At 74.5% G+C, this 23,740-nt stretch carries 21 protein-coding genes; 14 read left to right on the plus strand and 7 right to left on the minus strand.

Annotated features, from left to right (window positions below; translation table 11 throughout):
- Positions 1-97 precede the first annotated feature (97 nt).
- The 5 genes from HD593_RS23240 to HD593_RS23260 all read left to right on the plus strand — a co-directional run bounded on the left by HD593_RS23240 (position 98) and on the right by HD593_RS23260 (position 7,321).
- On the plus strand, positions 98-2,137 hold the full coding sequence (locus tag HD593_RS23240) for a SpoIIE family protein phosphatase (protein WP_185104231.1): 2,040 nt from the start codon (positions 98-100) through the stop codon (positions 2,135-2,137).
- Positions 2,138-2,180: 43 nt separating this feature from the next.
- Positions 2,181-3,389: an erythromycin esterase family protein gene (locus tag HD593_RS23245; RefSeq protein WP_221524909.1), complete on the plus strand. Its 1,209-nt coding sequence runs from the start codon at positions 2,181-2,183 to the stop codon at positions 3,387-3,389.
- A 27-nt stretch (positions 3,390-3,416) separates the two neighbouring features.
- Positions 3,417-3,920, plus strand: coding sequence for a MarR family winged helix-turn-helix transcriptional regulator (locus tag HD593_RS23250; RefSeq protein WP_185104232.1), 504 nt, complete (start codon positions 3,417-3,419; stop codon positions 3,918-3,920).
- A 129-nt stretch (positions 3,921-4,049) separates the two neighbouring features.
- Positions 4,050-4,961, plus strand: coding sequence for an LLM class flavin-dependent oxidoreductase (locus HD593_RS23255; protein WP_185104233.1), 912 nt, complete (start codon positions 4,050-4,052; stop codon positions 4,959-4,961).
- Complete coding sequence (locus HD593_RS23260) at positions 4,958-7,321, plus strand: LLM class flavin-dependent oxidoreductase (RefSeq protein ID WP_185104234.1); 2,364 nt, start codon at positions 4,958-4,960, stop codon at positions 7,319-7,321. The genes HD593_RS23255 and HD593_RS23260 overlap by 4 nt, the downstream gene beginning before the upstream one ends.
- A gap of 6 nt (positions 7,322-7,327) precedes the next feature.
- On the opposite strand, the gene HD593_RS23265 is transcribed toward HD593_RS23260, so the two are convergent.
- Entirely contained in the window at positions 7,328-8,155 is an 828-nt protein-coding gene (locus tag HD593_RS23265; protein ID WP_312903642.1) for an aminoglycoside 3'-phosphotransferase, read from the minus strand.
- A gap of 189 nt (positions 8,156-8,344) precedes the next feature.
- On the opposite strand from HD593_RS23265, the gene HD593_RS23270 reads away from it, so the two are divergent.
- Positions 8,345-9,541, plus strand: coding sequence for an MFS transporter (locus HD593_RS23270; protein WP_185104235.1), 1,197 nt, complete (start codon positions 8,345-8,347; stop codon positions 9,539-9,541).
- Positions 9,542-9,571: 30 nt separating this feature from the next.
- On the opposite strand, the gene HD593_RS23275 is transcribed toward HD593_RS23270, so the two are convergent.
- Positions 9,572-10,045, minus strand: coding sequence for an NUDIX hydrolase (locus HD593_RS23275; protein WP_185104236.1), 474 nt, complete (start codon positions 10,043-10,045; stop codon positions 9,572-9,574).
- Positions 10,046-10,149: 104 nt separating this feature from the next.
- On the opposite strand from HD593_RS23275, the gene HD593_RS23280 reads away from it, so the two are divergent.
- A complete protein-coding gene (locus HD593_RS23280) occupies positions 10,150-11,307 on the plus strand; it encodes a cytochrome P450 (RefSeq protein WP_185104237.1) in 1,158 nt (385 codons plus the stop codon).
- Positions 11,308-11,369: 62 nt separating this feature from the next.
- On the opposite strand, the gene HD593_RS23285 is transcribed toward HD593_RS23280, so the two are convergent.
- Positions 11,370-12,113, minus strand: coding sequence for an SAM-dependent methyltransferase (locus HD593_RS23285; protein ID WP_185104238.1), 744 nt, complete (start codon positions 12,111-12,113; stop codon positions 11,370-11,372).
- A gap of 144 nt (positions 12,114-12,257) precedes the next feature.
- On the opposite strand from HD593_RS23285, the gene HD593_RS23290 reads away from it, so the two are divergent.
- Complete coding sequence (locus HD593_RS23290; RefSeq protein WP_185104239.1) at positions 12,258-13,571, plus strand: FAD-binding oxidoreductase; 1,314 nt, start codon at positions 12,258-12,260, stop codon at positions 13,569-13,571.
- A gap of 117 nt (positions 13,572-13,688) precedes the next feature.
- A complete protein-coding gene (locus HD593_RS23295; protein ID WP_185104240.1) occupies positions 13,689-14,258 on the plus strand; it encodes a GNAT family N-acetyltransferase in 570 nt (189 codons plus the stop codon).
- A gap of 107 nt (positions 14,259-14,365) precedes the next feature.
- Here the strand turns inward: HD593_RS23295 and HD593_RS23300 are convergent, their stop codons facing one another.
- Genes HD593_RS23300 through HD593_RS23310 form a run of 3 tightly spaced genes read right to left on the minus strand, consistent with a single transcriptional unit; the run spans position 14,366 to position 17,061 of the window.
- Positions 14,366-14,926: a TetR/AcrR family transcriptional regulator gene (locus tag HD593_RS23300; RefSeq protein WP_185104241.1), complete on the minus strand. Its 561-nt coding sequence runs from the start codon at positions 14,924-14,926 to the stop codon at positions 14,366-14,368.
- The gene (locus HD593_RS23305) at positions 14,923-15,543 is read right to left on the minus strand and encodes a sugar O-acetyltransferase (RefSeq protein ID WP_246546693.1); all 621 of its coding nucleotides are present in this window, start codon (positions 15,541-15,543) and stop codon (positions 14,923-14,925) included. Before HD593_RS23305 ends, HD593_RS23300 begins: the two co-directional genes overlap by 4 nt.
- 24 nt (positions 15,544-15,567) lie before the next feature.
- Positions 15,568-17,061, minus strand: a complete 1,494-nt coding sequence (locus HD593_RS23310; protein WP_185104242.1) for an MFS transporter — start codon at positions 17,059-17,061, stop codon at positions 15,568-15,570.
- Between the two features lie 59 nt (positions 17,062-17,120).
- Here HD593_RS23310 and HD593_RS23315 point away from each other — a divergent pair, with 59 nt between their 5' ends.
- The 5 genes from HD593_RS23315 (at position 17,121) to HD593_RS23335 (ending at position 22,987) form a co-directional block, all read left to right on the plus strand.
- Positions 17,121-19,145, plus strand: coding sequence for an AfsR/SARP family transcriptional regulator (locus HD593_RS23315; protein ID WP_185104243.1), 2,025 nt, complete (start codon positions 17,121-17,123; stop codon positions 19,143-19,145).
- 52 nt (positions 19,146-19,197) lie between these two features.
- Complete coding sequence (locus HD593_RS23320; RefSeq protein WP_185104244.1) at positions 19,198-19,635, plus strand: hypothetical protein; 438 nt, start codon at positions 19,198-19,200, stop codon at positions 19,633-19,635.
- Positions 19,636-19,803: 168 nt separating this feature from the next.
- On the plus strand, positions 19,804-20,559 hold the full coding sequence (locus tag HD593_RS23325; RefSeq protein ID WP_379478805.1) for an ABC transporter ATP-binding protein: 756 nt from the start codon (positions 19,804-19,806) through the stop codon (positions 20,557-20,559).
- Positions 20,556-22,295, plus strand: coding sequence for a hypothetical protein (locus tag HD593_RS23330; RefSeq protein WP_185104245.1), 1,740 nt, complete (start codon positions 20,556-20,558; stop codon positions 22,293-22,295). The genes HD593_RS23325 and HD593_RS23330 overlap by 4 nt, the downstream gene beginning before the upstream one ends.
- A 35-nt stretch (positions 22,296-22,330) precedes the next feature.
- The gene (locus HD593_RS23335; RefSeq protein ID WP_185104246.1) at positions 22,331-22,987 is read left to right on the plus strand and encodes a maltokinase N-terminal cap-like domain-containing protein; all 657 of its coding nucleotides are present in this window, start codon (positions 22,331-22,333) and stop codon (positions 22,985-22,987) included.
- Positions 22,988-23,157: 170 nt separating this feature from the next.
- On the opposite strand, the gene HD593_RS23340 is transcribed toward HD593_RS23335, so the two are convergent.
- Entirely contained in the window at positions 23,158-23,730 is a 573-nt protein-coding gene (locus HD593_RS23340; RefSeq protein ID WP_221524910.1) for a TetR/AcrR family transcriptional regulator, read from the minus strand.
- Between the last annotated feature and the right edge of the window lie 10 nt (positions 23,731-23,740).

The following is a 23,740-nucleotide window of genomic DNA, read 5'->3' on the forward strand; positions in this document are numbered from 1 at the left end:
CGGGCTCGTCCACAGGGGCTTCCAGGGCCGATGGCGTTCCCACTCGCCGCTGAGGGGTATCAGAGGCGAGAGGTGTGACCATCGGGGGGAGGTCACCATGGCCAGGGACGGCTCGCGCTGCGGCCTGGCGTTCGAAGTGCTCGATCCGGCGCCGGTGGGGGTGGCCGTCACCAGCGGCCCCGAGCACCGGTTGCTCTACACCAATGCCATGTACCGGTCACAGTTCGGCGAGAGACCCAGAGGGATCCCGCTGGAGAAGGCGTTTGCCGAATTCACACAGAAACGTTACGGCCGGCTGTTCGACCAGGTGTACGAGACGGGCGAGCCCGTCGTGCTCACCGCGGCCCCGTCCAGCATGGCCGATCACGAGCAGGGGGAGGAGCGGTACTTCACCTCCAGCCTGTCAAGGGTCTCCCTGGCGCCGGACGTGCACGGCGTGCTGGTGGTGACGACGGAGGTCACCGAGCAGATCAACGCCACGCAGGAGCTGCGGGCGATCGCCGACGAGCGCAGCCGCATCCTGCGGCGGTACGAGAGCCTGATGCGCGTCAGCGCGGAGATCATCTGGGTGACCGGCGCCGAGGGCGAGGTCATCGAGCCGAGCCCGAGCTGGCAGCGGGTGACGGGCCAGCCGTGGGAGGAGTTCCGCGGGCAGGGCTGGCAGGAGATGCTGCATCCGGACGATCGTGAGCCGACGATGCGGGCGTGGTGGCAGGCCGTCCACGGCGGAGCGGACATCTGGGAGCGGGTCTACCGGCTGCGCACCGCCGACGGCTGTTACCGGCACTTCCGGGCGCAGGCCGTGCCGATCCGCGACAACGGCCGGATCGTGGAGTGGGTGGGCACCTGCACCGACATCGAGCAGCAGGTCCGTGACCGGCGGCGCCAGCAGGTGCTCGACCGTGCCACCGCGGCCACGGCCGACCTCACGAGCCTGCCGGACATGCTCGGCGCGCTGGCCGACGTGATCGTGCCGGAGCTGGCCGACGGCTGCGGCGTGCACCTCGTCACCGACCTCACCTCGATCAGGCAGGTCGGGGTGCCGTTCGTGGTCGAGCGCCTGGCCACCGCCGCCCGCACGGGCCTGCGGCGGCTGCCGCCGTACAGCGAGGAGCATCTGCCCGCCGACAACGCCCTGGTCAGGGCCGTCCAGCAGCGGCGCCCGCTGCTGAAGATCTTCCCGAGCGGGTCGCCGCCGGGCAATCTCGCGCCCGCGGAGTTCCAGGCGTGGCTGGTGGCCAACGACGCCAACAGCCTGCTGACGCTCCCGGTCGTGGTGGACGGCGCGGTCCCGGCCGTGGTCAGCGCCGTGACCTGCGGCGACCGCCCGCCGATCGGCTGGGACGACATCGAGCTGCTGGCCGAGATCTTCGACCACGCGCACGACGCCCTGAGCAACGCCATCCGCTTCCAGCGCGCGCAGCAGGTGGCCCTGGCGTTGCAGCACAGCCTGCTCGCCGAGCCGCCGACCCTGCCCGACCTGGAGATCACGGCCCGCTACCGGGCGAGCCCGTCGGCCGCGGAGGTCGGTGGCGACTGGTACGACTCCTTCGTCCTGCCCGACGGGGTCACCGTCGTGGCCATCGGCGACGTGGCCGGGCACGACCTGGGCGCCGCGGTCACCATGAGCCAGCTGCGCAACATGCTGCGCGCCCTGGCCATGGACCGCTGCGAACCCCCGGGAGAGATCCTCACCCGGCTCAACCTCGCGATGGAGTCACTGTCGGGCGACGTGACGGCGACGTGCGCGCTCGCCCGCGTGGAGAAGGTCGACGGCGGCCACCAGGTGCACTTCGCCGTGGCGGGCCACCCGCCGCCGCTCCTGGTCACCGCCGACGGGGGGAGCTACTTCCTGAACGGCGCCGTCAGCCCCCTGCTGGGCTTCCGCCACGAGCGGCCGTGCGTGTCGGAGGTGCTGCCGCTGCCGCCGCGCAGCACGTTACTGATGTACACGGACGGTCTCGTCGAGCGGTCCGGGGAGCACCTGGACCTGGGGCTGGAGCGGCTGCGGACGCTGGCGGGCTCGCTTGCGGGCGAGCCGATCGACGCCTTCTGCGACAATCTGCTCAGCGGGCTGCCCACCACGGGACTGGACGACATCGCCGTCATCGCGTTGCGGCTGCCGGCCGAGACCTGAGCCGCCGGGAGTGCTCGCCACGGCCCCCGACCCGAGGGAGAACATGCCGGACGACGTGACAGGCTGGCTGGCCGGCCGGGCCGTACCGATCGGGAGCCTCGAATCCGGCTCCGCCCTGACGGAGCTGGCCCCGCTGCGGGACACGCTGCGGGGCGTCCGCCTGGTGGGGCTGGGCGAGGCCACGCACGGCAGCGCGGAGTTCTTCCTGCTCAGATGGCGGCTGACGGAATTCCTCGTCAAGGAGCTCGGCTTCACGACCTTCGCGATCGAGGCCAGCGCCGCCGCCGCGCGAGCCGTGGACGCGTACACCGCCGGCGGCCCCGGCGATCCCCGCGAGGCGCTGGCGGGCCTGGGCTTCTGGACGCTGAACACCGCCGAGATGCTGACGGTGCTCGAACGGCTGCGCGAGCACAACCGCACCGCCGCGCGGCCCGTCCGGTTCGTCGGGATCGACCCCCAGTATCCGGGGGCGGCGCTGAAGGCCCTGCGCGCCTGCCTGGGCGAGGCCGCCGCGCCCCTGCTCGACCCGCTCGGCGTCCTCGACCGTACGGGCCTCCGGCAGCCGTGGCAGCCGCTGGACCGGCAGGTCGAGGCGGACGCGCGCCGCCTGGAGGAGTACGTGGCCGAGCACGGCCCCGCCGAAGCCGGCGAGCACGCGCGGATCCTGCGGCAGTACGCCGACGTGGCGAGCAGGCCGTTCACCCACGCCGACCCGCTGCAGACCCTCGGCATCGCCCGCGACCGCTACATGGCCGAGAACGTCGCCCTGCTCCTGGCCGATCCCGAGGAGAAGGTCGCCGTGTGGGCGCACAACGGCCATGTCATGAAGCGCTCCCACAGCGGCGGCGCCGTCCCCGCGATGGGGATGCACCTGGCCAGGGAGTTCGGCCAGGCGTACTACGCGCTCGGCGCGCTGTTCGGCCACGGCGAGTTCCGCGCCCACCGGCGGCGCTTCGGCAGGCTGGTACGGGGCAGGCCGCCAGCCGTCTTCCGCGTCCCGCCGGTCGACACGGCGCGGCACGTGGCCGCGCGCCTGGCCGCGGCCCGCCCCGGCGACTACCTGGTGGACCTGCGCGGCGGCGACCGCCCCGAGCCGGTGGCGGCCTGGCTGGCGGAGACCAACCACCTGCGCTCCTTCGGCGGGATGGCCGTGCGGCTGACCGCCAGGTTCGCGTTCATGCCGACGGTCCTGGCCGACGAGTTCGACGGCCTCGCCCTCCTGAGGCAGGTCAGCCGCTCCACCCCGTTATGACCCGCACCGCCTGGATATGATGCGCCTATGAGCAGCGAGCGGCCAGGAGACGCCTCCGGCGGCGACAACCTCGGCTGGACGCTCGGCGTGCTGCTGCGCGCCTACCAGAGCACGGTCGTCACCGTGATCGGCGACCTGCCCCACGGCCCGCGCGGCTACCAGACGCTGGCCGCCGTCGTGGGCGGCGAGCATCCGACGCAGCTCGCCCTGGCCGCCCACCTGGGCATCGACCGCACCGTGCTGACGTACCTGCTCGACGACCTGGTCGCGGCGGGCCTGGTGGAGCGCCGGCTCAACCCGGCCGACCGGCGGCAGCGCAGGATCGTGGCGACCGCCGAGGGCGAGCGCGCGTTCCACGAGCTGGAGCGGCGCGTGCGCGACGCCGAGGACGGCCTGCTGGGCGCGCTCGACGCGGCCGAGCGCGACACGTTCAGAAAGCTCCTGTGGCGGGTGGCCTGTGACGTGCACGACATCGACCCGGTCTCCGACCCCTGTGACGTGGCCGAGGAGCTGCTCTCGGACGGCCGCTGAGCCGTCGCCTCCATTCCTTGCATACGCGCGGAATGCCCATGCGCAATTTGCTGTTGTGCAACTCGTCTGCCGCAGAGATAGTCTGCTGCACAACACATCTGCCTTGCTCGGGCGGAGGAGGAACAGACCATGCCTGACTACGGGCACGACCTGAAGTTCGGGTCCTTCATCACGCCGGCGAACGCCTCACCCAAAGAGGTCGTCGCGCTGGCCCAGGAGTCCGAGGCCGCCGGGCTCGACCTGGTGACCTTCCAGGACCACCCCTACCAGCCGGCCTTCCTCGACACCTGGACGCTGCTGTCGTACGTCGCCGCCCAGACGGAGCGCATCCACCTGTCGGGCAACGTGATCAACCTCCCGCTCCGCCCGCCCGCCGTGCTCGCCAGGGCCGCGGCCAGCCTCGACCTGCTCAGCGGCGGCCGGTTCGAGCTGGGGCTCGGGGCAGGCGGCTTCTGGGACGCCATCGAGGCCATGGGCGGCCGGCGGCTCAGCCCCGGCCAGGCCGTGGACGCGCTCAGCGAGGCCATCGACGTCATCCGCGGCGTCTGGGACGCGGGCAACCGGGCACGCTTCCGCGTGGACGGGACGTACTACCAGGTCGACGGGGCCAAGCGCGGGCCCGCCCCGGCGCACGACATCGGAATCTGGCTGGGCGCGTACAAGCCGAAGATGCTCCGCCTGACCGGCGCCAAGGCCGACGGCTGGCTGCCCTCGCTGTCGTACATCCCGAGCCTGGACCAGATCGCCGAGGCCAACGCCACCATCGACGCCGCCGCCAGCGAGGCCGGACGCGAGCCCGCCGACGTCCGCCGCCTGCTCAACATCGCCGGGCGCTTCGGCGCGCCGGGCGAGCGGTTCCTGTCCGGGCCGCCCGAGCAGTGGGCCGAGCAGCTCGCGGTGCTGACGCTGGAGTACGGCTTCTCCGGATACATCCTCATGGCCGACGACGCGGCCAGCATCCGGACGTTCGGCGAGCAGGTCGCGCCCGGGGTGCGGGAGCTCGTGGCCAGGGAGCGCGCCGGCCGGGAAGCGGGGCGATGACCGTGGACCACGGTCACCCGCTGCGGTTCGGGGTGCTGCTCACGTCCGACGGCGCCCGGCCGGAGGCCGCGGTGGAGCGGGCGCGGCTGAGCGAGGAGCTCGGCTACGACGTGGTGTCCTTCGTGGACACGCCCGGCGGGCTCGACGGCTGGACGCTGCTGAGCTGGGCCGCCGCCCGCACCAGCCGCATCCGCCTCCTGGCGGGCCCGGCCGGGCCGTTCGCCAACCCCGCCGTCGTGGCCCGCGCCGCCGCCGCCCTCGACCTGCTCTCGGACGGCCGCGTCGAGCTGGCCCTGGGCGCCCCCTTCACCTCCGTGGGCTCCATCGAGCCGGTCCCGGACGCGGCCCTCGCGAGCGCGGCCTCGGCCGGGCGGGCCGAGCCGGTCGCGGCGTACGAGGCGCTGGCCGAGCCGGTCGCGGCGTATGAAGCGCTGGGCGAGGCGATCGACGTCATCCGCGGCATCTGGGCCGCGCACGTACGCTCGCCCCTGCACTTCGACGGACGCCACCACCGCGTCGCGGGCGCGGAACGCGGCCCCGCACCGGCGCACAACATCCCGCTCTGGCTCGCCGCCGGCACCCACCCGGACGCCCTGCGCCTGGCCGCCGCCAAGGCCGACGGCTGGCTGCACACCGCCTCCGCCGAGGCCGACGCCCGGCTGCTCACCGCCCCCGCCCCCGCCCCCGCCCCCGCCCCCGCCATCGCCCCCTCCGGCGGCGACCTGGCGGCGGGCGGCGCCGTGATCGACGAGGCGGCCACGGCGGCGGGGCGGGACCCGCGCGAGCTGCACCGCCTGACCTACCTCACCGGCCGCTTCACCGCCACCGCCGAAGGCCCGCTGACCGGCCCGCCCGAGCAATGGGTGGCCGACCTGCTCCCCCTGATCAGGAACGACGGCCTCAGCACCCTCCTCCTCGCCACCGACGACGAGGAAACCCTGCGCCGCTTCGCCACCGAGGTGGCCCCCGCGCTGCGCGCCGCCAGGGGAGAGGTCACCGGCCGCACCCCCGCCAGCCTGTTCGTACGCCGCCACCGCCGCGAGGGCATCGACTACGACGCCATCCCCGCCGCCCTCACCGGCTCGGCCGTCGAACCGGGAGACGCCGCCTTCGCCCGCGTCCGCTCGACGTACCTGCGCGGCGGATCGCCCGGCCTGGTCCTGCGCCCCGGCACGCCGGACGAGGTCGGCCAGGCCGTCCGCTACGCCCGCACCCAACCCGTGAAGCTGTCCATCCGCAGCGGCGGGCACGGCATCAGCGGCCGTTCGACCAGCAACGGCGGCATCGTCATCGACGTGTCCCGGCTCAACGGGGTCGAGGTGCTCGACAAGGCCACCCGCCGCGTCCGCGTGCAGCCGGGCGCGCGCTGGAGCGACGTAGCCGCCGCGCTCTCCCCGCACGGCTGGGCGCTCACGTCCGGCGACTACGGCGGCGTGGGCGTCGGAGGGCTGGCCACCGCGGGCGGCATCGGCTGGTTCGTACGCGAGCAGGGCCTGACCATCGACCGCCTCCGCGCCGTGGACCTGGTGCTGGCCGACGGCAGCCTGGTGCGCGCGGACGCCGAGGAGAACGCCGAGCTGTTCTGGGCCGTACGCGGGGCCGGGGCGAACTTCGGCATCGTCACGGCCTTCGAGTTCGAGGCGCACGAGGGCGGCGAGGTGGGGTTCGCCCAGCTCGTGGTGGACGCCACCGACACGGCGGGCTTCCTCCAGCGCTGGGGCGCCGCGATGGAGGCCGCCCCGCGCGACCTCACGAGCTCGCTCATCATCGGCCGGGCCAGGCCCGGGCAGCCGATCGTGGCCCAGATCATGGCGGTCGTGCACTCCGGCGACGCCGAGACGATCATCAACCGGCTGCAGCCGATCGCGGCCACGGCGCCGCTGCTGGACCACTCGATCCAGGTGCTGCCGTACGAGGCGATCATGCACGTGCCGCACGGACCCCACGACGCCCAGGGCGAGCCGGTGACCAGGGCGGGCCTCGCCGACCACCTCACCCCGGAGCTCGCCGCCGCGGCCGCGCGGCTCGTCGCCAGCGGGCACACGTACTTCTTCCAGGTCCGCGCCGCCGGCGGCGCCGCCTCCGACGTGCCCCCGGACGCCACCGCGTACGCGGGCCGCTCGGCCAACTTCTCGCTCGTGGCGTTCGGCCCCGCCCGCCGCGCCCTCGACGAGCAGTGGGACGCCATGCTGCACCACTTCTCCGGCCAGTACATCAACTTCGAGACCGACCTGCGCCCCGAGCGCATCCAGGAGGCCTACCCCGAGCCCACGCTGCGGCGGCTGCGCGCGCTCAAGCGCCGCTACGACCCCGCCAACGTCTTCCGCGACAACTTCAACATCACCCCGTCGGACCCCTGACCGGCGTCACGCGACGTCCCACAGCAGCCGGTAGTAGGCGATCCGCTCCTCGTCCGGCTCGATCCCGTACCCCTCGTACAGGTGGCCGTCATGACCGGGCCCGTAGTTGTACTCCGTGCTCCACGCGGCCACCGCCAGGTCGGCCCAGCGGTCGGCGAGCCCGAGCGAGCCGAGATCGACGTGCGCGGCGAACGTGCCGTCGCCGTGCAGCAGCGTGTTCGGCACGCACGCGTCGCCATGACAGACGACCAGCCGGTCGACCGGCGGCGGCTCCCCGAGCCGGGCCCGGACCTCGGCCAGGCGGACCCGCCGCCGCCCGGCCGCCCCGTCGGTCGGACCCTCGCCGACGGTGCTGCGCCCGCCGACGGTGCTGCGCTCGCCAGTGGCGCTGTGTGCGCTGGCGGCGATGTGCTCGTCGGCGTGACGCAGCCGCCGGGCCACGCTCCAGTCGAACGGGCACTGCGCCACGGGCAGGGCGTCGTGCAGGAGGCGCAGCCCCCGGCCGATCGCGGCCGCCGCGACGGCCGGATCGGCGACCCAGCGCGGATCCACCGCCGGCACCCCGGGCACGGCCGCCGTCACCAGCCACTCCCCGCCGGCGTCCTTCCCGTGCTGGAGCACCCGCGGCACCGGCACCCACCGGCCCGCCCACGCCAGCCGCTCGGCCTCCGCGCCCAGGTCGATCTCCGGCGTGCCCGCGGCGACCCACTTGGCGTACCTGACGGCGCCGCCGGGAGCGTCGAGGCGGAACGTCAGCCCGCCCAGCAGGTTGCGCCACACCGGGGTGACGGCATCACCCCGCGCCAGCGCGGCGATCGCCTCGGGAACGGTCACGGGACCGTCCGGTACCTCGGACCTCACGCTCACGGACACCGGATCCTCCCAGCCGGACCGGCCCATCGGCAAAGGATTTTCGCCGCCGACCGCGTACGTCCCCGGCCCCGAATCACGCAGCCACTTTTCCTCCACGCCGGCAGCCTGATAGGCAACTCCTGACAGAGATCACGAGACGGAGGGCGATCGGTGGCCGCAACCTCGTTAGGACCCGCGTACAACCGGCTGTGGCTGGCGACCGCACTGTCCAATCTCGGCGACGGCATCCGGATGGCGGCCTTACCGTTGCTGGCAGCCGCCATGACACCGGATCCGGTCGCGGTGGCCGGCGTCGCCATCGCCGGCCAGAGCCCCTGGCTGATCTTCGGCCTGGTCGCGGGCGCCGTCGTCGATCGTTTCGACCGGCGCCGGCTGACGGTCGTCGTCGACGTGGTCCGTGTGCTGCTGCTGGTCGTCCTCGTCGCCGCGCTGTCCCTCGGCATCGCCGGAATCGTCCTGGTGTACGCGGTGGCGTTCTGCTGCGGCATCGGCGAGACCCTGCGCGACACGGCGACGGCCACCCTCCTTCCGCCCCTGGTCAGCGACGCCGACCTCGACCGGGCCAACGGCGGCCTGGTCAACGCCGAAGTCGCGGGCAACGAACTGGTGGGGCCGCCGATCGGCGGATACCTGTTCGGGATCGCGATGGTGCTCCCGTTCGCTGTCAACGGCGGCACGCTGGCGGTGGCGGCGGCCCTGATCTTCAGCCTCCCGAACGTGTTCGCCCCGAAGGCCGGCTCCGCCGCCCGCAAGGGCCGGATCCGGCGTGACACGCTCGCGGGGCTGCGATGGCTGGCACGTCATCGGCGGCTCCGCCTGCTGCTCGTCCTCGGCGGCGTGTTCGCGTTGATGGACAGCGCCTGGTTCGCGATCCTCGTCCTGTACGTCCCCCAGGTGCTCGGCCTGCCCGGGTGGGGTTACGGCGTGTTGCTGGGTGTGGGCGCGATCGGAGGCCTGGCCGGCGGCTACTTCGCGGCACGCATCACCCGCTGGATCGGATCCACGGCGGCACTGACCAGTTGCCTCGCGTTCGCCGCGGCGGGGCAGCTGATGCTCGGAGTGACCACGTCCGCCGTCGTCGCCGCCTCGGGGCTGGCCATCACGAGCGGCGCGTTCGGGGTGTGGGCGGTCGTGGCCCGCACACTGCGGCAACGGCTGACGCCTTCCGAACTCCTCGGCCGGGTCAGCAGCGCGTCGATGACCGTGGTGATGGGAGCGGCACCTGTGGGCGCACTCGCCGGTGGGCTCCTCGCGGCCGAGTGGGGCTTGACCGCGCCGATCCTGGCGGGGGTGCCCGTCCTCGCGGCGGGTGCCCTCGTCTGCGCCTTCAGAATGCGCGCGGACTGAGCGGGGCGTCCGCGTTCTCGGCTCTGGACCTCAGTGCTGGATCAGCCCGCCGACCGGGACGGTAGCCACATGCCCGGTCGGGGGCAGGCTCCGCGCCAGAGCGAGGCCCACGTCGACCAGCGACGACCGGCGGAGGCCGGCCACGCCGGTGACCGGTGTCCAGACCGACTCCACGATCTCGCCGCCCGGCTCCGGCCGGAGCCGCCCGCCGGTGATCCGGACCTGGTAGAAGACGCCGACGTTCTGGTGCTCGGGCAGGCCGGGCCTGATCCGCTCACCTGCGGGGATCACCCGCGAGTCCACGCCCAGCAGGCGTTCGACCACCCCGTCGCAGCCGGTCTCCTCGGCGAGCTCCCGGATGACCGCGTCGAACGGATCCTCCCCGTGCTCGACCTTCCCGCCCGGAAGCGTCCAGTTCAGCTCGCCCTCCGGGTTCGCGTGGTGAGCGAGCAGCACCCGTCCGTCGTCGATGCACACGGCGTACGCCGCCAGCCGGAAACTCATCACCGCACGCTATCCAACGCCCGGGACCCGCGCCAACGGCGTTTGACCTTGACGCGACGTCAGCGTCTTCACTGGGAGCAACCACTCCGAGAGGCGCGAAACCCATGATCCTCCCGTTCGACCGGCCCGGCCCGCTCGCACCCCCGCCCGAGTACGCCCGGCTCAGGGACACCACCCCGGTCGCCCGCGTACGAACCCCCGACGGCCGCGAAGCGTGGCTCGTGACCTCCTACGACGCCGTCGCCACGGTCCTGTCCGACCGCCGGTTCGGCCTCGCGCCGCCCGGGAGCGCGTACCCGGGCAACGAGACCCTGTTCCAGGACGGCGAGGCGCACGCCCGGCTGCGGCGGCTGGTGTCGAAGGCGTTCGGGCCGCGCGCGGTCGAGGGGATGCGCGCCCGCGTCGAGCGGGTGGCGGGCGAGCACGTCGCCGCGCTCGCCCGGTCCGGCCCGCCCGCCGACCTCGTGGCCGGGCTGGCCGCGCCGCTGTCGATCACGGTGATCGGGGAGCTGCTCGGCGTGGACGCCGGGGACCGCGCGCACGTCCAGGAGCTGGCGGGCACCGGTGGGGCCGACTTCGTGTTCGGGGACGAGGAGGAGATGGCCAGGGCCGCCAAGGCGTGGGAGGGACTGACGGCGTACGCCGCCACGCTGGTCGAGGCTCGCCGGGCGGCTCCGGGTGACGACCTGCTCAGCTCGCTGATCACCGTGCGGGACGCCTGCGACGGGCGGCTCGGCGATGGCGAGCTGGTCGCCATGGCCGCCACCATCGTCTCCGCCGGATACCTCTCGGCCCGCAACGCCATCGCCACCGCCGCCCTCCGGCTGCTCACCGAGGACCGCCTGGCCGACGTCACGGGCGAGCAGGCAGGCGCCGTCGTCGAAGAGGTGCTGCGGCTGCAGTCCGGGCTGACCGGCGAGCCCTTCCCCCGCTTCGCCCAGACCGGCCTCGACCTGGCCGGCGTCGCGATCGCCGCCGGTGACCTGGTGCTGGTCCGGCTCGAAGCGGCGCACCGCGACCCCCGGCACTTCGCCGGCCCCGACACGTTCGTCGCGGGCCGGGACTCCAGCCCGTCCCTGGTGTTCGGGCACGGCGTGCACTACTGCCTCGGCGCGCCCCTCGCCCGGCTGGAGGTGGGCGCCGCGCTCGCCGCCCTGGCCCGCCGGCTGCCCGGCCTGCGCCTGCTCGGCACGGCCGATGACATCGTCTGGGCCCGCGACGGCGCCGACATCGGCCCGGCCGCCCTCCACGTCACCTGGTAACACACCTGCGCCCGCTGGTCAGCGCGTTCCTGTGCTGAACAGCAGGTCCGGGGCGAAGACTGTCAGGACTGGCGCAGCAGCAGCGTGACGAAGCCGAGGAAGCCGCGGTAACCGCCGAGCCACAGGTCGCGGTGCTCGCGGGCGGCGGCCAGCGCGGCCTCGCCGTCCGGGCCCGGGTGGTCGAGGGCCCAGCGGGTGAGCGTGCCCGTCCAGGACCACTCGTACTCGTCCCACTCGTCGGGCGTGCTGGTGTGACCGTAGACGGTGGCGAATCCGGCGTTCTCCGCGCGCGCCACCGTCCCGGCCAGGTCGGCGTACTCGCCGGGCTCGGCGCCGAACCGGGCGAGCTGCTCGGGGGAGGGCGGCCGCTCCCAGAAGCCCTCACCGACCAGGGCGAGCCCGGAGGAGGGACGCAGGTGACCGCGCACGGCGTCCAGGGTCGGCATCAGCCCGCCGAACGCGTGCGTCGCGCCGACGCACAACACCAGGTCGTACGGCTCCCCGCCGGTGAACGCGGCGGCCGGGGTGTGGTGCAGGCGCAGCCGGTCGGACACCCCGCGGCGCCCGGCCTCCTCGGCGGCCCCGGCGAACCCGGTGTCGGAGAGGTCCACCCCGTCGGCCGTCGCGTCCGGATACAGCGACAGGGCCCTGACCAGCCACGCCGCCTCACCGCAGCCCAGGTCGAGGATGCGGGCCCGCGCCGGCAGCTTCGCCCGGGTGAGCAGCCGCTCCAGGTGACCTTCGCTGACGGGGGCGGCGATGGGGTGGTCAGCGTGGGCGTGGTGACTGATCAGGTTGCGTTCCATCCGGCGCAATATGCCGCATCGACAGTCAGGACGGCAAAACGGGCCGGAAATCTCCGGCACCCCGTCACACTTCCCCGGCGGCATCCGTCATATCCGTGCCCCGGGACGCCCGGGACCGACACTGACACGAGAACCGAGGAGAACATGACGAACACGGATCTGCGCGCCGCGGTACGAGGCCGGGTGCTGCTCCCCGGCGACGACGCCTTCGAGCAGGCGGCCAAGCCGTGGAACCTGTCCGTACCCCAGCCCGTGGCCGCCGTCGTCGAGGCCGCGGACGCCGCCGACGTGGCGGCCGTGGCCCGGTACGCGGCCAGGACCGGCCTGACGGTGACCGCCCAGCCCGGCGGCCACGGCGCGTCCGGCGACACCGACGGCGTCATCCTGCTGCGCACCGGCCGGCTGGGCGGCGTGGAGGTGCGCCGCGAGGAGCGGGTGGCCAGGGTGGGTGCCGGAGTGAAGTGGGGCGAGGTACTGGCCGAGTCGGGGCCGCTCGGCCTGACCGGGCTGGCGGGCAGCAGCCCCGTCGTGAGCGTGACCGGTTACACGCTGGGCGGCGGCCTGAGCTGGTTCGGCCGCAGGTACGGCTTCGCGGCCGACAGCGTGCGCTCGTTCGACGTGGTGGGGGCCGATGGCGAGCCGGCCACGGTGACCGCGAGCTCCGACCCGGACCTGTTCTGGGCACTGCGCGGCGGCGGTGGCGACTTCGCGCTGGTCACCGCGATCGAGTTCGACCTGCACCCGGCGCCCGCCCTGTACGGGGGCAGGATGATCTGGCCGGGGCACCGCACCCGCGAGGTGTTCGAGGCCTTCCGCGAGATCACCGCCGAGGCCCCGGACGAGCTGTCCGTGTGGTTCAACAGGTTCCAGTTCCCGCAGGCGCCGCCCATGGTGGCCGTGGACGCCGCCTTCCTCGGCGCGGAGGGTGACGGGCGCGCGCTGCTCGCCCGCCTCGACAAGATCGGCGACGTGATCGCCGACAAGCGCGGCCCGCTCCCCGTGGCGAACCTGGGCGGCATCACCGACGAGCCCACCGACCCGGCGCCCGGCCGCTCCCGCGCCGAGCTGCTCACCGGCCTGGACGACACGGCGGCCAAGGCGCTGCTGGACACGCCGCTGGAGCCGGTGCTCGCGGTGCAGGTCAGGCACGTGGGCGGGGCGCTGGCCGCCGCCCGCCCCGGCGCGGGGCCGAGCGGGCCGATGACCGAGCCGTACCTGCTCTACCTGATCGGCCTGGCGCTCAATCCAGAGCTGTCCGCGGCCGTCGGTGCCCGGCAGCAGCGGTTCGCCGACGACCTGGGGGCGCTGGTCAGCGGGCGCAAGCCGTTCACGATGCTGGGGCCGGGGGAGCGGGCGGCGGCGGCCTTCACCGAGCGGGACCTCGCCCGGCTGCGGGACCTCAAGCGGGCCCGCGACCCGCGCGGCGTCCTGCGCGCCAACTTCCCCGTCCTGGCCTGAGCGCTTCGCCGATCATGGTTGATGACAGCGTTGTGCGGCTTTTGGTACGTTGTGTCGCCTCTACGGGGGATGAGAACGGGCGCCCGTAGGACCATCCTGTGACCGTGGAGCTGCTCGATGTTCGCGACCCCTCTGGGAGATGACGGCGCGGTGCTGCGCCCGCTGGAGCCGTGGCGGGCCGAGGAGTTCCTGGCCCACATGGATCGCGGGCGGGAGTTCATCGGCAGGTTCATCGGGCTGCCCGACGTGGTCGTGGACCAGGCGTCGAGCCGGGCGTTCCTACAGGCGTACGCGGACAAGGCCGCCGCCGACACGGCCCGCATCTACGGCATCTGGAAGGACGGCACCCTGGTCGGCGGGGTGCTGTTCCGGACGATGGACGTCAAGATGGGCACCGCCGAGGCGGGCTGCTGGCTGGAGCCCGCCGCGGCGGGCAAGGGGCTCGTCACCAGGGCGGCCCGCGTGATCATCGACTGGGCCGTCGAGGAGCGCGGCATCCACCGGGTGGAGTGGCTCGTCGCGGCGGCCAACCAGGCCAGCATCGCCGTCGCCCGCCGGCTCGGCATGACCAGGGACGGCGTGCTGCGCGAGAGCTACCTGCACCGGGGCGAGCGGTTCGACGTGGAGGTCTGGTCCGTGCTCGCGCCGGACTGGCGCGCGAACAAGGCCCTCACCCCCGGCGCCTGACAGGACGCCGCGGCCCTGCCCTGCTCACGCCGGCGCAGGTGGACGCCCGTGGTCGTGCCCTGCTCCCGTCAGCACAGGCAGACGCCCGCGGTCGTGCCGTGCTCGCGTCAGCGCAGGTAGCGGAGGATGGCGTGGCGGATCTGCGCGGGTGTCATGGGGTCGGCCGACAGGGCGCTGTGCAGGACCAGCCCCTTGATGAGCGCGTCGAGCTCCCGGGCGGTGGTGGCGTCGAAGTGACGCTCCAGCGCCCGGCGGCTGCGTGCCATCCACGCCTGGGTGACGGCCCGTAACGCGGGGTTGCGCGCCGCCGCCACGTACAGCTCCACCGAGAGCACGAGATCGTGCTGCGAGCCGAGCAGGGAGTCCGACACCAGCCCGATGACGGCCTCCGTCGCCTCGCCGCGGTCGCGGGCGGCGCCCAGGCGCTCGTCGAAGACGCGGGCCACCGCGTCGGCGTGCCGGGTGAACGCCTCGGCGAGCACCTCCTCCAGCGACGCGAAGTGGTACGTCATCGAGCCCAGCGGCACGTCGGCGGCCCGGGCGATCTCCCGGTGGGTCGTGCCGGCGACGCCGCGCTCGGCGATGACGCCCAGCGCGGCGTCGATCAGCCGGTCCCGCCGCCCGGGATCGTGCCGCCGCGCCCGGCGCGGCGGGGCGGGACCGCTCACGCGCCGCCCGCCGCCTCAGGGCCTGCCTCGGTGCCCGTGCCCGGTCCGATGGTGCGGACCACGCGGGCGGGGTTGCCGACCGCGACGACGTTCGCCGGCAGGTCGCGGGTGACCACCGCGCCGGCCCCGACCACCGTGTTCTCCCCGATCGTGACCCCGGCCAGGACGATCGCCCCGCTGCCCAGCCACACGTTGTCGCCGATGGTGATCGGCCGGGCGGCCTCCCACTTGGCCCGGCGCAGGTCCGGGTCGACGGGATGCGTCGGCGTCATGAGCTGCACGTTCGACCCGATCTGCACGTCGTCGCCGATGGTGATCGCCGCCACGTCCAGCGCGACGAGCCCGTAGTTGGCGAACGACCGGGCGCCGATGCGGAGGTGGCTGCCGTAGTCGACCCACAGCGGCGGCCGGATCACCGTGCCCTCGCCGACCGCCCCCAGCAGCTCGGTGAGCAGCCGCTGCCGCAGCTGCGGATCGCGGGCCGAGGACGCGTTGAAAGCCTCCATCAGGTCCATGGCCCGCAACATGTGCTCGGCCAGCTCCGGGTCGTCGGCGATGTAAAGGTCTCCGGCGAGCATGCGCTCGCGCATCGTGCGGCCGTCGGCGTCGCGTGTCATGTGTACGAGCGTACATAACCGCGCTCAGCCGTGGCTCTGTTCCCCGATGGGCCGCAGGTGCCGCAGCAGCGTCAGGGAGAGCACGGCCAGCACCAGCACGAGGACCGTGCCGACGGCCGTGACCGCGAGCAGGCCCTGGCCGAACGCGTCCCGCGCCTCCGCCACCAGGGCCGCGGCCGTGGCGGGCGGCAGGCCGGCGGCGGCGTCGAGCGCCTCGCTCAGCGAGCCGCCCGCCTGCGGAGAGGTGACCGAGCCGCCGTACACGGCGGCGCCGACGCTGCCGAGCAGCGCGATGCCGAGGGCGATCCCCAGCTCGCCGCTGCTCTCCGCCATCGCCGACGCCGACCCGGCCCGCTCGGACGGCGCCGCGCCGACGATGAGCCCGAGCCCGAGAGCGCCCACCGGCGCCATGCCGAGGAACGCCACCGTGACCCCTCCGACCAGCGCCACCAGCCCGTCCCCCGCCAGGACCACGGCGAACCCGGCCGCCGACGCCACGAGCCCCGCCCCCACGACCACCCCGGGACGGAACACCCCGGCGAGCAGCGGCGAGGCGAGGGACCCGGCCACCAGGCCCACCGCCGGCACCGCCATCCACAGACCGGCGGCCATCGGGGAGAGCCCCTCGACGAGCTGCAGGTGCTGGCTCATGAACAGGTAGACGCCGCCCTGCACCACCATGGAGCCCGCCAGGATCAGCAGCGCCGCCGTGAACGAACGGTCGCCGAACAGCCGCAGGTCCAGCAGCGGCTCGGCCAGCCGGCCCTGCCGCCGTACGAACGCCACGCAGAACAGCAGCCCGGCGCCGAGCGCCACGTACGCGGCGACCTGCCCGGGATCCTCGGCCAGCTCCTTCAGCCCGTACACGAGCGGCAGCACGGTACCCAGCGACAGGCCCACGCTGACCAGGTCGAGCCGCCCCGAGCCGGTGCCCTTCGCGGACTCCGGCAGCAGCACCAGGCCGCCCGCCACCACCAGCACCATGATCGGCACCGCCATCAGGAACACCGACCCCCACCAGAAACTCTCCAGCAGCAGCCCGCCGATCACCGGCCCGGCCGCCGCCCCGCCCATGAAGCACGCCGTGAACACGCCGATGGCCATGGCCCGCCGCCTGGCGTCCGGAAACAGCCCGGCCACCAGCGCCAGAGCCGACGGCCCGAGCGCGGCGGCGGACACGCCCAGCAGCACCCGGGCGGCGATCAGCATCGTGGTCGTGGCGGAGTACGCGGCCACGACCGACGCCGCTCCGAACGCCGCCGCCCCGATCACCAGGAGCCTGCGCCGCCCGATCCGGTCGCCCAGCGAGCCCATGGTGATCATGAATCCGGCGATCATGAAGCCGTACACGTCGGTGATCCACAACAGTTCGGTCCCGCTGGGCCCCAGGTCGGCGGCCAGCTGGGGGAGTGCCAGCATCAGTACGGTGTTGTCCACGGCGAGCAGCAGCGTGGCCACGCTGAGCACGGAGAGCCCCAGCCACGCGCGCGCCCCGGGACGGGTTTCCACAGTCGTCATGCGATCAGCGTGCCGACAGGGCGTTCGGGTCTGATTCGGAACTGCTTAGGGTGAGGTTCATGCGCTTCGCCATACTCGGGCCGCTGGAGGCGAGCACGGACGAGGGCCGGGCCGTGCGCGTGCCCGAGCTCAAGGTCCGTGCGCTGCTGGCCTGCCTGCTCGCCCACCACGGCCGGGCGGTGCCCGCCGAACGGCTGATCGAGGGCCTGTGGGGGCCGCGGCAGCCGGGCAGCCCGCTGGGCGCGCTGCGGGCCCGGGTGTCGCAGCTGCGCCGGGCGCTGGAGGAGGCCGAGCCGGGTGGCAGGGAGCTGGTCGTCACCCGCCCGCCCGGCTACCTCGTCGGCGGCGACACCGACGCGCGGCGCTTCCAGGAGGCCGTCGAGCGATCGAGGGCCGCGGCCGAGCCGGGGGAGCGGGCCGCGCTGCTGGCCGAGGCCCTGTCGTGGTGGCGCGGGCCCGCGTTCGCCGACTTCGCCGACGTGCCGCTGGTGCGCGGGGCCGCGCTCCTGCTGGAGGAGCAGCGGCTGGCCGCCCTGGAGGACTACGCCGACGTACGGCTGGACCTCGGCCAGGACGCCTCGCAGGTCGGCGAGCTGACCGAGCTGGCCGCGCAGCACCCCGCGCGGGAACGGTTCCACGCGCTGCTCATGCGGGCCCTGTACCGGTCAGGCCGCCAGGCCGACGCGCTGGAGGTCTACCGGGCCCTGCGCGAACGCCTGCGTGACGACCTGGGCCTCGACCCCGGCCCCGAGCTCGTGGCGCTGCACCAGGCGATCCTGGAGCAGAGCCCCGGCCTGCGCCGGCCGCCGCGAGCCCCCGCGCCGGTGCCCGCGCGGCTGCCCCGGCCGCTCACCGGGCTCGTGGGCAGGGACGAGGCGCTGGCCGAGCTGGTGGAGCTGCCCGGCACGGCGCGGCTCGTGACGCTCACCGGTGCCGGCGGCGTGGGCAAGAGCCGGCTCGCGCTGGAGGCCGCCCACCGGCTGGCGGGCGGGTTCGGCGGCGGGGCGTACCTGGTGGAGCTGTCGGGCGTGCCCGCGGGGTCGCCGCCCGACGTGACCGACGCCGTCGCCGCGGCGCTCGGCCTGCGCGACGACGGCGGGCCGGCCGACCAGGGCGAACGCATCGCCGCGGCCCTCGCCACCCGGCGGACCCTGCTGGTGCTGGACAACTGCGAGCACGTCGTCGAGCCGGTGGCCAAGCTCGCCGAGCTGCTGCTGCGCACCGGCCCCGGGATCCGCGTCCTGGCCACCAGCAGGGAGCCGCTCGGCCTCGCCGGCGAGGTCGTGCGGCACGTGCCGCCGCTGGACGGCGCCGCGGCGGCACGGCTGTTCGTGCTGCGTGCCGCCGAGAGCGAGCCGGGCCTCGTCATGGACGCCGGGGTGGTCGAGTCGATCTGCCGCCGGCTCGACGGCATCCCGCTGGCGCTGGAGCTGGCCGCGGCCCGGGTGCGGTCCCTGGGCGTGCGGGTCCTGGCCGAACGGCTCGACGACCGCTTCCGCCTGCTGTCGGCCGGGCGCCGGGCCGGTCCCGCGCACCAGCGCACCCTCAGGGCGGCGATCGACTGGAGCTGGGAGCTGCTGACCGAGCCGGAACGCGTCGTGCTGCGCCGCCTGGCCGTACAGGCGGGCGGCTGCACGCTGGAGGCCGCGGAACGGGTGTGCGCCGTCCCCGTGCCGATCCCCGGCGGGCCGCCGGGCGACGCGGGGCCGCGGGACCTCGATCCCGCCGAGGTGGTGGATCTGCTGGGCCGGCTGGTGGACCGGTCGCTGGTGGTGCGGGCGGGGGACCGGTACCGGCTGCTGGAGTCCGTGGCGGCGTACGCGCTGGAACGGCTGCGCGCGGCCGGCGAGCACGAGCGCGTCCTGCGCTGGTACGCCACCTACTACACGGAGCTCGCCGAGTGCGCCGAGGCGTACCGGAGCGGGCCCGCCCGGCACCACTGGGTGCGCAGGCTGGACGCGGAGGCCGCCAACCTGCGCGCGGCACTGGAAGCGGCCCAGAGCCTGGACGACCCGAGCCTGGCCGCCAGGCTCACGGGCTCGCTCGGCTGGTACCGGATCCACTCCGGCCGTGCGGGCGCCTGACGGGCTCCGGCGCCTGGTAGCGTCGCAGTGATCGAGTCGCTCGGAGGTGTCGATGCGCAACACTGAGCTCGAGAAGCTGAACGGCCTCGTCGGGCAGTGGACCACGACCTTGTCGGACGCGTGGTTCCTCGAACCTCCCGGCGTCGAGGTGCCGGGCTCGACCACCGTCGAATGGCTCGGCGAGTCGTTCCTGCTCGTACGGACCGAGCTGCGCGAAGCCGCGGGCGGGTCCGAGCTGAGCATGGTCATCGGCCGCAGCGACGCGAACGACGCCTACGTCGTCCTCTACCACGACGACCGCGGCGTGTGCCGCCAGTACGGCATGACCTTCGACGGCGCGCACTGGACCCTGACCCGCGAGGACCCGGACTTCCACCAGCGCTTCGTCGCCGACGTCGAGCCGGACCGGATCTCCGGACGCTGGGAGATCTCCGAGGACCGGGGCGAGACCTGGCGCAAGGACTTCGACCTCACCTTCGACCGGGCCTGAGCCCCGGCGCGCCCGGGCTTGACCGGAGGCGTGCCCCGAGACCCGCCCCTGCTCGCCGGCCGCCCCGAGGGCGGCTCGGTCTCCATGCTCGTCGGTCATGACGCCACCATAACGGAACGGCACGTGCCGTATTGACACTTTGGGTGATACATGCCCAGAATGACCGCCGTGTTCGATCTTTCCGTCCCCGCCGTCGAGGTGGTGGACCTCACCCAGCGCTTCGGCCCCGTCCTCGCCGTCGACCGGCTCGGCCTGAGCATCCCCGCTGGGATGTTCTACGGCGTCGTCGGCCCCAACGGCGCCGGCAAGACCACCACGCTGATGGCGGTGTGCGGGCTGCGGGAGCCGACGTCCGGCTCCATCAGGATCGCCGGCCACGACCTGCGCACCCAGCGGGAGGCCGCGCTGGCCCAGCTCGGCGTCATGATGGACGGGCTGTCGCTGCCCGAGCGGCTGACCGCCACCGAGGTCCTGCGCTACAGCGCCGGGCTGCGCGGGCTGGGCGACGGATGGCAGGCCCGTGCCCGTGACCTGCTGGAGGTCCTGGGGCTGGACGCGGTCCCGCGCACGCTGATCGTGGAGTACTCCACCGGCATGCGCAAGAAGATCAATCTGGCGCTGGCCATGCTGCACCGGCCCCGGGTGCTGGTGCTGGACGAGCCGTTCGAGGCGATCGACCCGGTCTCGGCCCACTCCATCGAGCAGGTGCTCAAGCAGTACGTCGACGCAGGCGGCACCGTGCTGCTGTCCAGCCACATCATGGACTTCGTGGAGCGCAACTGCCGCCGGGTGGCGGTGGTGGCCGGTGGGCGGGTGCTGGCCGAGGGGCCGGTCGAGGAGGTGGCGGCCGGGGCGACGCTGCACGAGCGGTTCGTCGAGCTGGTGGGCGCCGACCCGGTGCGCCCGCTGGAGTGGCTGGCATGACCCGCACGTTGTTCGCACTCAAGGTGCGCCTGTTTCGCAACGGCCCGCACAACGAGCGCGCCTTCTGCCTGGTGGCCGGGCTGGCCCTGGCCGTGCTGGTGATCGCCGCGGCCGCCCTCGACGGGGTGGACGAGGGCTGGATCGCGGTCGCGATCACCGTGTGGGGCGGCATGTGGCTGTTCGGGCCGCTGGCCCAGCCCCGTCACGACCCCTCCGTCATCTCGCGCGAGTGGCTGCGCGGCTACCCGATCCGGCCGTGGCGGCTGGCCCGGGCCCTGTCGTGGACGGAGCTGCTGGGCGTCGGCCCGCTGATCACGCTGGCCTGCCTGTCGTCCCTGGTGGTGCTGGCCGCGCCCGGCGGCCCGGCGGCGGTCGCGGTCGCCCTGGCCGCGGTGCCGGCGCAGCTGTACCTGCTCGTCTGGGCGGGCAAGACGGCCGCGGCGCTGGCGGGCCGGCTGTTGCAGAGCAGGGCCGGGATGACGCTGGCCGCCATGCAGACCGCGATCATGCTCGCGCTGTCGTTCGCCGGCTGGGTGCCGGTCGCGGCCTGGTTGCTGCCGCGGCTCGGCGAGGGGGACACCACCCTGGTCGTTCCCACGCTGGGGCACCTGCCCGAACCGGTGATCGGCGTGCTCGCGGCCCTGCCCACCGGCTGGGGGTACGGCGCGGTGGCCGCCGCCCGTGACGGCGCCGGCGCCGGCGCGGTCGTCCTGCCGCTCGCGGCGCTGCTGGCCGTGGGCGCCGGGCTGCAGGCGGCCTGGATCGTGCTGACGGCTCGCGCGCTGCGCCGCCCGCCTCGCCGGGCGAACCCGCGACGGCCTGCCGCCTCACGAGGCGGTCCGATGCTGCCGTACGCAACGCAGCAGGTCTCCCGGACGGCTGTGCCGGCCGCGACCCCGCAGGTTTCCCGGGCGGCTGTGCCGTTCGCGTCCCCGCAGGTTTCCCGGGCGGCTGTGCCGTTCGCGTCCCCGCAGGTTTCCCGGGCGGCTGTGCCGTTCGCGTCCCCGCAGGTGTCCGCGGTCGTCGCGCGGGAGCTGGCCACCTGGCTGCGGGATCCGGCGCGCGGCGTGGAGCTGCGTACCGCCTGGCTGACACCGTTGCTGATGGCGGTCATCATCGCCTTCACCGGCTGGAGCTGGGCGGTGCCCCTGGTGGGGCCCGCGGCGGCCGTGTTCGGGGCGATGGCCGCGATCAACACCTACGCCCTGGACGGCACGGCCCTGTGGCAGTTGCTCACCACCCCCGGCGCGCTCAAGGCCGATGTACGCGGACGCATGGCGGCTTGGGCGCTGCTGTTCGGCGTGCCGTCCATCGTGCTGGCGGCCGGGCTGCAGATCGCGACCGGTTCGCCCCTGGGACAGGCCGCCATCGGCGGCGCCGTCGCCGCGGCCGCGACGGGATGCGCCATGGCGCCACTGCTCGCCCTCCTGATGCCGGCCGTGGGCACCGACGCCCGCCACCGGGTCTACCCCGGCCAGCAGGCGGGCGACCCGACCGGCGGCCAGATGACGATCTTCCCCGTGACGCTCCTGGCCGCCGCCCTGCCCGGTGTCATCGGGGGTCCGTGGTGGGTGACCGCCCTCGCCGCCGTCGTCCTGGCCGCGGCCGTCCTGTCCGTGATCCCCCGGCTCGCGGTGCGTACGCTGCGGCGGCGTGGCACCGCCCTGCTCGGCGCGATGGCCGCGGGAGATGCCGCCCTCCTGCGTCCGAGCCCCAGGGCGGATGCCAAGATGTGAAGATCGCAAGCGCTCAACGGAGGAGAACCTTCGGCATGGCCGTCATCCACCGCACCGTCCTCACACCGACCAAGCTGGAGCTGCTCACCTCCTGGCTCCCGTCCCGGCCGTGGTACCACGGCGGCGCGGACGGGCCGGAGCTGGCCAAGGCCGGGGGCTTCCGGCTGGACGATCCCGCGGGCGAGGTCGGGCTCGAGTTCCTGGTCGTCACGGACACCTCCGGCGCCGAGCCGGTCTCCTACCTGGTGCCGCTCACGTACCGGGGCGCCCCGCTCGACGGGGCGGAGCACGCCCTCGTCGGCACCATGGAGCACGGGGTGCTGGGGCGGCGGTGGGCGTACGACGGCTGCCACGACCCGGTGCTGGTCGCCCAGCTGGTGGCACTGATCGAGGGCCGCGTCGAGGCCCAGGACCAGAACACCAGCGACACCCCCGACCGGGACGTCACCCGCTCGTGCGAGGGTCCCGTGCCGGCGGGCTTCTCCACCGCCACCGACGACCCCGAGGGCACCGAACTACCGGCGGCGGACGGGGCGGCCCTGCGGCTGCACCGGATCCTGCGTCCCGCCGGGGACGGGGTGCCCGCCCTCCCGCCGGGCACTCTCGGCCACGTCGCCGGGTCCTGGCGCCTGCCGGGCGGCACCCCCGTGCGAGGGCTGTTCGCCGTCCTGCGCACCGGCCCCCGTTCCTGAGAGGCACCGCCCGCCGTCCGCCACAGCAGCGGCCCGCCCGCTGACGGCGGCGCCGGGCCCGCGCGTCTGATGTCGGGGCCGGGCCCGCGCGTCTGGCGTCGGGGCCGGGCCTGGCCGCCTGGCCGCACGGCCCCACAGCCCCACGGCCGCGCGAGCCGCGTGGTGGTGGGTCACTCGGGTGGGCCGTACACCGACTCCAGGAGGTCGCGGGCGAAGCGGTCCAGGTCGTCGAGGCCCGCGGCGGCGAGCGTGCTGGAGCCGCCCGCCAGCAGGTGCGGGATCGCCGCGTGCAGGGCCAGCGTCACGGCGGCGGCCCGCTGCCGTGTGACCGGCAGCCCGGCCGACCGCTGGGCCTGCTCGATGGTGGCGAAGTCGGCGGCGGCGATCGAGTCCACGAGGGGCGCCAGCCACGGCGACCGGGACGCCTCGGCCTGCAGCTCCAGGTACGCCAGCATCCGGTTGCGCCCCGGCCCCGCCACGTCCGACAGCAGCGCGGCCATCATGCCCGCCAGCCCGTCCCGCCCGAGCGGCGCCGGCGTGGGAATCTCCCGGTACAGCTCCACGCACCGCTCGGCGATCGCCCGCAGCAGCGCCTGCCGCGTGGGGAAGTAGTTCTTCGCCGTGCCCGGCGGCACGCCGGCGGCGCCGTCCACCGCGCGGTGCGTCAGCCCCCGCCCGCCCTGCCCGGCCAGCACCTCGATCGCCGCGTCACGTAGCCGGTCACGCCGGTCCTGGTTCCCCACGCTCGCCATC

The organism is Nonomuraea rubra (assembly GCF_014207985.1).
GTDB classification, from domain to species: domain Bacteria; phylum Actinomycetota; class Actinomycetes; order Streptosporangiales; family Streptosporangiaceae; genus Nonomuraea; species Nonomuraea rubra.

Coding starts and splice junctions, on each gene's coding strand:
- HD593_RS23310 (WP_185104242.1), bottom strand. CDS start 17,061: ATGACGACTGTGGAAACCCGTCCCGGGGCGCGCGCGTGGCTGGGGCTC.
- HD593_RS23295 (WP_185104240.1), top strand. CDS start 13,689: ATGTTCGCGACCCCTCTGGGAGATGACGGCGCGGTGCTGCGCCCGCTG.
- HD593_RS23285 (WP_185104238.1), bottom strand. CDS start 12,113: ATGGAACGCAACCTGATCAGTCACCACGCCCACGCTGACCACCCCATC.
- HD593_RS23320 (WP_185104244.1), top strand. CDS start 19,198: ATGCGCAACACTGAGCTCGAGAAGCTGAACGGCCTCGTCGGGCAGTGG.
- HD593_RS23330 (WP_185104245.1), top strand. CDS start 20,556: ATGACCCGCACGTTGTTCGCACTCAAGGTGCGCCTGTTTCGCAACGGC.
- HD593_RS23250 (WP_185104232.1), top strand. CDS start 3,417: ATGAGCAGCGAGCGGCCAGGAGACGCCTCCGGCGGCGACAACCTCGGC.
- HD593_RS23240 (WP_185104231.1), top strand. CDS start 98: ATGGCCAGGGACGGCTCGCGCTGCGGCCTGGCGTTCGAAGTGCTCGAT.
- HD593_RS23260 (WP_185104234.1), top strand. CDS start 4,958: ATGACCGTGGACCACGGTCACCCGCTGCGGTTCGGGGTGCTGCTCACG.
- HD593_RS23335 (WP_185104246.1), top strand. CDS start 22,331: ATGGCCGTCATCCACCGCACCGTCCTCACACCGACCAAGCTGGAGCTG.
- HD593_RS23275 (WP_185104236.1), bottom strand. CDS start 10,045: ATGAGTTTCCGGCTGGCGGCGTACGCCGTGTGCATCGACGACGGACGG.
- HD593_RS23305 (WP_246546693.1), bottom strand. CDS start 15,543: ATGACACGCGACGCCGACGGCCGCACGATGCGCGAGCGCATGCTCGCC.
- HD593_RS23315 (WP_185104243.1), top strand. CDS start 17,121: ATGCGCTTCGCCATACTCGGGCCGCTGGAGGCGAGCACGGACGAGGGC.
- HD593_RS23280 (WP_185104237.1), top strand. CDS start 10,150: ATGATCCTCCCGTTCGACCGGCCCGGCCCGCTCGCACCCCCGCCCGAG.
- HD593_RS23255 (WP_185104233.1), top strand. CDS start 4,050: ATGCCTGACTACGGGCACGACCTGAAGTTCGGGTCCTTCATCACGCCG.
- HD593_RS23290 (WP_185104239.1), top strand. CDS start 12,258: ATGACGAACACGGATCTGCGCGCCGCGGTACGAGGCCGGGTGCTGCTC.
- HD593_RS23245 (WP_221524909.1), top strand. CDS start 2,181: ATGCCGGACGACGTGACAGGCTGGCTGGCCGGCCGGGCCGTACCGATC.